This window comes from Trebonia sp. (assembly GCF_030042015.1).
Taxonomy (GTDB): domain Bacteria; phylum Actinomycetota; class Actinomycetes; order Streptosporangiales; family Streptosporangiaceae; genus Trebonia.
In genome coordinates this window covers 1-5,880 of the sequence record NZ_JASIAL010000547.1, presented here as the reverse complement: position 1 = coordinate 5,880, position 5,880 = coordinate 1, and the positions used below count along the sequence as shown (strand labels likewise).

4 protein-coding genes and 2 pseudogenes are annotated in these 5,880 nt (G+C 71.2%); all 6 read left to right on the top strand.

The window, feature by feature from the left end; all coding sequences use genetic code 11:
* Nucleotides 1-280, top strand: a pseudogene (locus tag Q1N79_RS29090) (DNA polymerase III subunit gamma and tau); the annotation flags it as partial.
* Nucleotides 281-394: 114 nt separating this feature from the next.
* Nucleotides 395-895 carry a YbaB/EbfC family nucleoid-associated protein gene (locus Q1N79_RS29085; protein ID WP_367185154.1) on the top strand — a complete coding sequence of 167 codons (501 nt, stop codon included), beginning with the start codon at nt 395-397 and terminating at the stop codon, nt 893-895.
* A gap of 9 nt (nt 896-904) precedes the next feature.
* Nucleotides 905-1,504: a recombination mediator RecR gene (gene recR / locus Q1N79_RS29080; protein WP_300614300.1), complete on the top strand. Its 600-nt coding sequence runs from the start codon at nt 905-907 to the stop codon at nt 1,502-1,504.
* Nucleotides 1,505-1,604: 100 nt separating this feature from the next.
* The gene (locus Q1N79_RS29075) at nt 1,605-2,888 is read left to right on the top strand and encodes an aspartate kinase (RefSeq protein ID WP_300614299.1); all 1,284 of its coding nucleotides are present in this window, start codon (nt 1,605-1,607) and stop codon (nt 2,886-2,888) included.
* Nucleotides 2,885-3,937, top strand: coding sequence for an aspartate-semialdehyde dehydrogenase (locus Q1N79_RS29070; RefSeq protein WP_300614298.1), 1,053 nt, complete (start codon nt 2,885-2,887; stop codon nt 3,935-3,937). Before Q1N79_RS29075 ends, Q1N79_RS29070 begins: the two co-directional genes overlap by 4 nt.
* Nucleotides 3,938-4,305: 368 nt before the next feature.
* A pseudogene (locus tag Q1N79_RS29065) lies at nt 4,306-5,880 on the top strand (hypothetical protein); the annotation flags it as partial.

Below are 5,880 nucleotides of genomic sequence, written 5' to 3'. Positions count from 1 at the left end.
GTCGCGGCCGGCTGCCGGGGAACCCCGGGCCGCGTCGGCCACCGGCCCCGTGGCGGCCCCGGCGCCCGGCGAGACGGCGGCAGAACCTCAGGCCGTGGCCGACCAGTCTCCGCCGGTCCCTCCGCGCGGCAGCCCGCAGCCGGACGTGCCCTTCCCTGCCGACGACGACTTCGATCCCGACGACGAGGACATGGCGGTGTCCGGGTCGGCAGAACTGACGGGCATGGCGCTGGTGCAGCGCGAGCTCGGCGGCCAGGTCATCGGCGAATTCGAGGATTGAGCGGACCGCGGCCACCGTGCCGCCAGCGGCGGTACGGGGGGCCGCGAGCGTCCCGCAACCGAGCGGGAAAACTGTGACTGGGCGGGCGTAGGCTCTGCGGTAAGGAGGGTTGACGTGGAACCTGGCGGCTTTGACATGCAGCAGATTTTCCAGGCTGCGCAGCAAATGCAGGCGCAGCTGATGAACGCGCAGCAGGCGCTCGCTGACAGCGAGGTGACCGGCTCGGCGGGCGGCGGCGCCGTCAGGGCGGTCGTCAGCGGTGCGGGCGAGCTGCTGGACTTGACAATCGAACCCAGCGTGATCGACCCGGCGGACCCGGCCGAGACCGCGGGCACGGTGGCCGACCTGGTGCTCGCGGCGATCAGGGACGCCAACCGGGCCGCGGCCGACCTGCAGCAGCGCCAGCTCGGCGCGCTCAGCGGCGCCGTACCAGGGCTGGACCTGACCGGGCTGGGCCTGCCGGGGGTGGGCCTGCCCGGCGCCGCAACCGGCCTGCCGGGCGATGACGACTACGACGACGACGACGATGACGAGGACGACGACGACCTCGACGATGAGGACGATGATGATGATGATGAATATGACGACGATGAGGACGACGACCAAGAACGCTGATGGCCTCGCATGTACGAAGGCGTTATACAGCACCTCATCGACGAGCTCGGGCGGCTGCCCGGCGTCGGGCCGAAGGGCGCGCAGCGGATCGCGTTTTACCTGCTCGCCGCCGACCCTGAGGATGTCCGCCGCCTCTGCGCGGCGCTGATCGACATGACGGAGCGGGTGCGGTTCTGCAAGACGTGCGGAAACGTGGCCGAGGAAGAGGAGTGCCGGATCTGCCTGGACACGAGGCGGGACCCGTCGGTCATCTGCGTCGTCGAGGAGCCCAAGGACGTCGCGGCCGTGGAGAAGATCCGCGAGTTCCGCGGCCGGTACCACGTGCTTGGCGGCGCGATCAGCCCGATCGACGGGGTCGGCCCTGACGACCTGAGGATCCGCGAGCTGATGGCGAGGTTGTCGGACGGAACCGTCACCGAGCTCATCCTCGCGACCGACCCCAACCTCGAAGGCGAGGCGACCGCGACCTACCTGGCCCGGCTTGTCAAGCCGCTGGGGCTGCGGGTAACCCGGCCGGCCAGCGGGCTGCCCGTCGGCGGCGACCTCGAGTACGCCGACGAGGTGACGCTCGGCCGCGCCTTCGAGGGCCGCCGGCTGCTTGACGTGTGACGTTCGCCCCGCCTGGCGCTAAACGATTGGGCGTCCGGGCAGGCCGTGGATACACTCAAGCGTCTTCCGCCGTCAGATACCGGGAGGAGCGGCGCGTCCGGTGGCCCTTGTCGTGCAGAAATACGGCGGCTCGTCGGTAGCCGACGCGGAGGGTATCAAGAGAGTGGCGCGGCGCATCGTGGCCACGCGCAACGGCGGTGACCAGGTAGTCGTGGTCGTCTCCGCGATGGGGGACTCGACAGACGAGCTCATCGACCTGGCCAACAAGGTCAGCCCGCAGCCGCCTGGCCGCGAACTCGACATGCTGCTGACCGCGGGCGAGCGGATCTCGATGGCGCTGCTCGCGATGGCGATCGCCAGCCTGGGCATGGAAGCGCGCTCGTTCACCGGGTCCCAGGCGGGCGTGATCACCGACGCCGTGCACGGCCGGGCCAGGATCATCGACGTCACCCCTGGCCGGATCGCCACCGCGCTGGCGCAGGGCGCGATCCCGATCGTGGCGGGCTTCCAGGGCGTCTCGCAGACCACCAAGGACATCACCACGCTGGGCCGCGGCGGCTCCGACACCACGGCGGTCGCGCTTGCCGCCGCGCTGCACGCGGACGTGTGCGAGATCTACACCGACGTGGACGGGGTGTTCACCGAGGACCCGCGGCTCGTGCCTGGGGCGCGCCGGATACCGCGGATCACCTATGAGGAAATGCTGGAACTGGCGGCGTGCGGCGCGAAGGTGCTGATGCCCAGGTGCGTGGAGTACGCGCGGCGCTACGGGCTGCCGATCCACGTGCGGTCCTCCTTCAGCGACCGGGTAGGGACGTGGGTGACCGGGCACAGCGGCGATGACGAGGCGGAGGAGGCAGGGATGGAGCAGGCGATCATCTCCGGGGTCGCACATGACCGGAGCGAGGCGAAGATCACGGTGGTCGGGGTGCCCGACCGGGTGGGCGAGGCGGCGCGGATCTTCGGGATCATCGCCGAGGCCGGCATCAACATCGACATGATCGTGCAGAACGTCTCCGCGATCGCGACCGGCCGCACCGACATCTCGTTCACGCTGCCCGGCGCCGACGGGAAGCAGGCGGTGGAGCTGCTGCGCGCGGCCCAGGACACGGTCGGTTTCCAGGAACTGCTCTACGACGACAGGATCGGCAAGGTCTCCCTGATCGGCGCGGGCATGCGGTCGCACCCGGGTGTCAGCGCCAAGTTCTTCGCCGCGCTCGCCGGGGCCGGCGTGAACATTGAGATGATCTCCACCTCCGAGATCAGGATTTCGGTCGTGGTAAGCCAGAGCGCGGTGGACACGGCGGTGAACGCCACGCACAAGGCGTTCGACCTGGAGGCGGACGAGGTCGAGGCCGTCGTGTACGGGGGGACAGGCCGATGAGCAGCCGCCCCACGCTCGCCGTCGTCGGCGCGACCGGCGCGGTCGGCACGGTCATGCTCGACCTGCTGTCCACCCGCGAGGACGTCTGGGGGGAGATCCGGCTGATCGCCTCCTCCCGGTCCGCGGGGCGGCGACTGGCCGTGCGGGGCGAGGAAGCCGAGGTCGTCGCGCTGTCGCAGGACGCCTTCGACGGCGTGGACGTGGCCATGTTCGACGTGCCAGACGAGGTGTCGGCCCACTGGGTACCGCTCGCCGCGGCGCGCGGCGCGGTCGCGGTGGACAACTCGGGCGCGTTCCGGATGGACCCTGACGTGCCCCTGGTCGTGCCCGAAGTAAACCCCGGCGATGCGGCCAGGCGGCCGAAGGGCATCATCGCGAACCCGAACTGCACGACGCTGTCGCTGATCGTCGCCGCCGGCGCGCTGCACAGGGCCTTCGGCCTGCAGGAGCTTGTCGTCGCCTCCTACCAGGCGGCATCGGGCGCGGGGCAGGCCGGCATCGACACGCTCTACGCGCAACTGGACAAGGTCTCGGGCACGCGGTCGCTCGGCCAGCGGCCCGGCGACCTGCGCGGCGTGGTCGGCGACCTTGGCCCGTTCCCGGCGCCGCTTGCGCTCAACGTCGTGCCGTGGGCCGGGTCGGTCAGGGACGCGGGCTGGTCCTCGGAAGAGCTCAAGATCCGCAACGAGTCACGCAAGATCCTCGGACTGCCGTCGCTGCGGGTGTCCGCCACCTGCGTCCGCGTTCCGGTGGTGACCACCCACTCGGCCGCCGTGCACGCGGTGTTCTCGCGTCCCGTCGGCCGGGCCGCCGCGTGGGAGACGCTGAGCGCGGCGCCGGGCATCGCGGTCTGCGACGAGCCGGAGCGCGGGGACTTCCCCACGCCCGCCGATGTGGTGGGCACCGACCCGACCTGGGTGGGCCGGGTCCGCGAGTCCCTGGACGACCCCAACGCGATCGACTTCTTCGTCTGCGGTGACAACCTGCGCAAGGGCGCCGCGCTCAACACCGCGCAGATCGCCGAGCTGGTCGCGGCCGAACTCCGCTGACCGGTCCCAGCCCCCGCCAGGGCGGTCTGCCCGCCGTCCGCAGGCGGAGCTATATGCCTATTTCGCGAAGCATGTCTGGTTTTAGAAGCAGTTAGCCTGAAGTCACTAATTCCGCGGGCACAGGACCGTCTCTTGCGGTATAGAGAGCGCACCGCCGCGCGATCATACACGATCAACACCGCTGATGGGTCGCCTAAATCGAATGTATCGACGTTTTCGGTTATATATATCGTTTCGTGTCCTAACGGTTATCAGCACTGATATAGTCGGGACCGCCTGAGAGGCGGATAGCCGACGCTGTAGCGGGCACGCGCCGGAGTTACGCACGACACAGAAAGCTTGATAGCGACTGTTGAGGAGGTAACCCCGTGGCCCCGACTCGCAGCCGTCCCCCCGGCCGTGAGAGCGCTCGCCCGTCAACTGAAGGGGTAGTCGCCGAGCACGCGACGCTGATCTACGGAGTCGCGATCGGCGCCTCGATCGTCATCGTCGCGTTCCTCGCGCTGACGCCGGCCGGCCACGTCATCGACGCGGCTACCCAGCGCTTCATGCTCTTCTACGCCGGCGTCTTCGCGCTGATCGCGCTGTGCGCCTCGGTAGCCCTCGGGCTGATCGCGACGGACCGCTTGATCCTGCATCCCGGGCACCGCATCTACCTGCAGTCCGCGCATCGCGCCGCGTCCTTCGGGGCCGTGGCGTTCCTGCTCATCCACATCGTGACCGAGATCCTCGCGCAGCGCGTGCGCGTGCTCGATGCTGTCGTGCCGTTCCTGTCGCCGTTCCGCACCTTCTACATCGGCCTTGGCACGATCGCCTCCGATCTCGTCCTGCTGGTCACGATCACGAGCATCGTGCGCAGGAGATTCACCGCGCAGGGCAAAGCCTGGCGGTGGCGGGCGATCCACTACACCTCGTACGTGGCGTTCGTATTCGGGGTCTGGCACGGCCTGCTCGCCGGCCGCCCGGCCAAGCCGTACGTGGACTGGAGCTACGGGTTCGTTGTCGCCCTCGTGGCGCTCGGGCTCGCGGTGCGGATCCTGGCCAACTCGCTGCACCCCAAGGAGAACATCAGCGGCCCGCCGGTGCCGGAGTCCGCGGGCTCGGGGTCCGCGCCGATGCGCGCGGCCTCCATGTTCGCGCAACTCGGCATGGTCCGCGCCGCGACGGCGGCCATGTCCGCGCCGCCGCAGGGGATGCTCTCCGCTCCGGCCGGCGCCTGGGGCGCGGGCCCGGCGGCAGGCAGCGCTGCTCCCTTCGCCACCTCGCCCGCGGGGATCGCGCCGGACGGGAGCGCGGACGGCCGGCAGCCGTTCTACGAGCCGGGGTACGTCGGTCCGCCGCGCTACCTCGGCGCGCCGCGGCGGTCGGGGACTGGTCCCATGCCGCGGGCCACGACGGGCCCCATCCAGGCGGCGGGCAATGGCATGACGCCGGGGCGCAACACCGGCCCGCTGCCGCGGGCGAGGACCGGCCCGCTGCCGCGGGCGTCGACCGGCCCGCTTCCGGTGGCGGGGGATGGCTCCCCGCGGGGGCGGAACAGCGGTCCCATGCCGCGGGCGTCGACCGGTCCGCTTCCGGTGGCGGGGGACGGTTCCCCGCGGGGGCGGAACAGCGGTCCCATGCCGCGGCCGGCCGGCGGTTACCCGCGGGCGGGGACGGGGCCGCTGCCACGCGCCGACTCAGGGCCAGCGCCCAGTGCCGGTCCCATGCCTGGCACCGGTACGGCTGCTGCCAGTGGCTCCGGATCGCGACCAGGGACAGGTTCGGCGCCCCCGCGGGGGAGGACCGGGCCGATGCCTCGCGCCGCGACCGGACCCATGTCGCGGCCCGGCGGCCCGCCGCCAGTCGGCCGCGGTGGCCAGCCGGGCGGTGCCCAGCCGGGTGCCGGCCAGCGGCCCGGTGCCCAGCCGGGCGATAGCCGGCCGGCTGGACGGAGCGCTCGC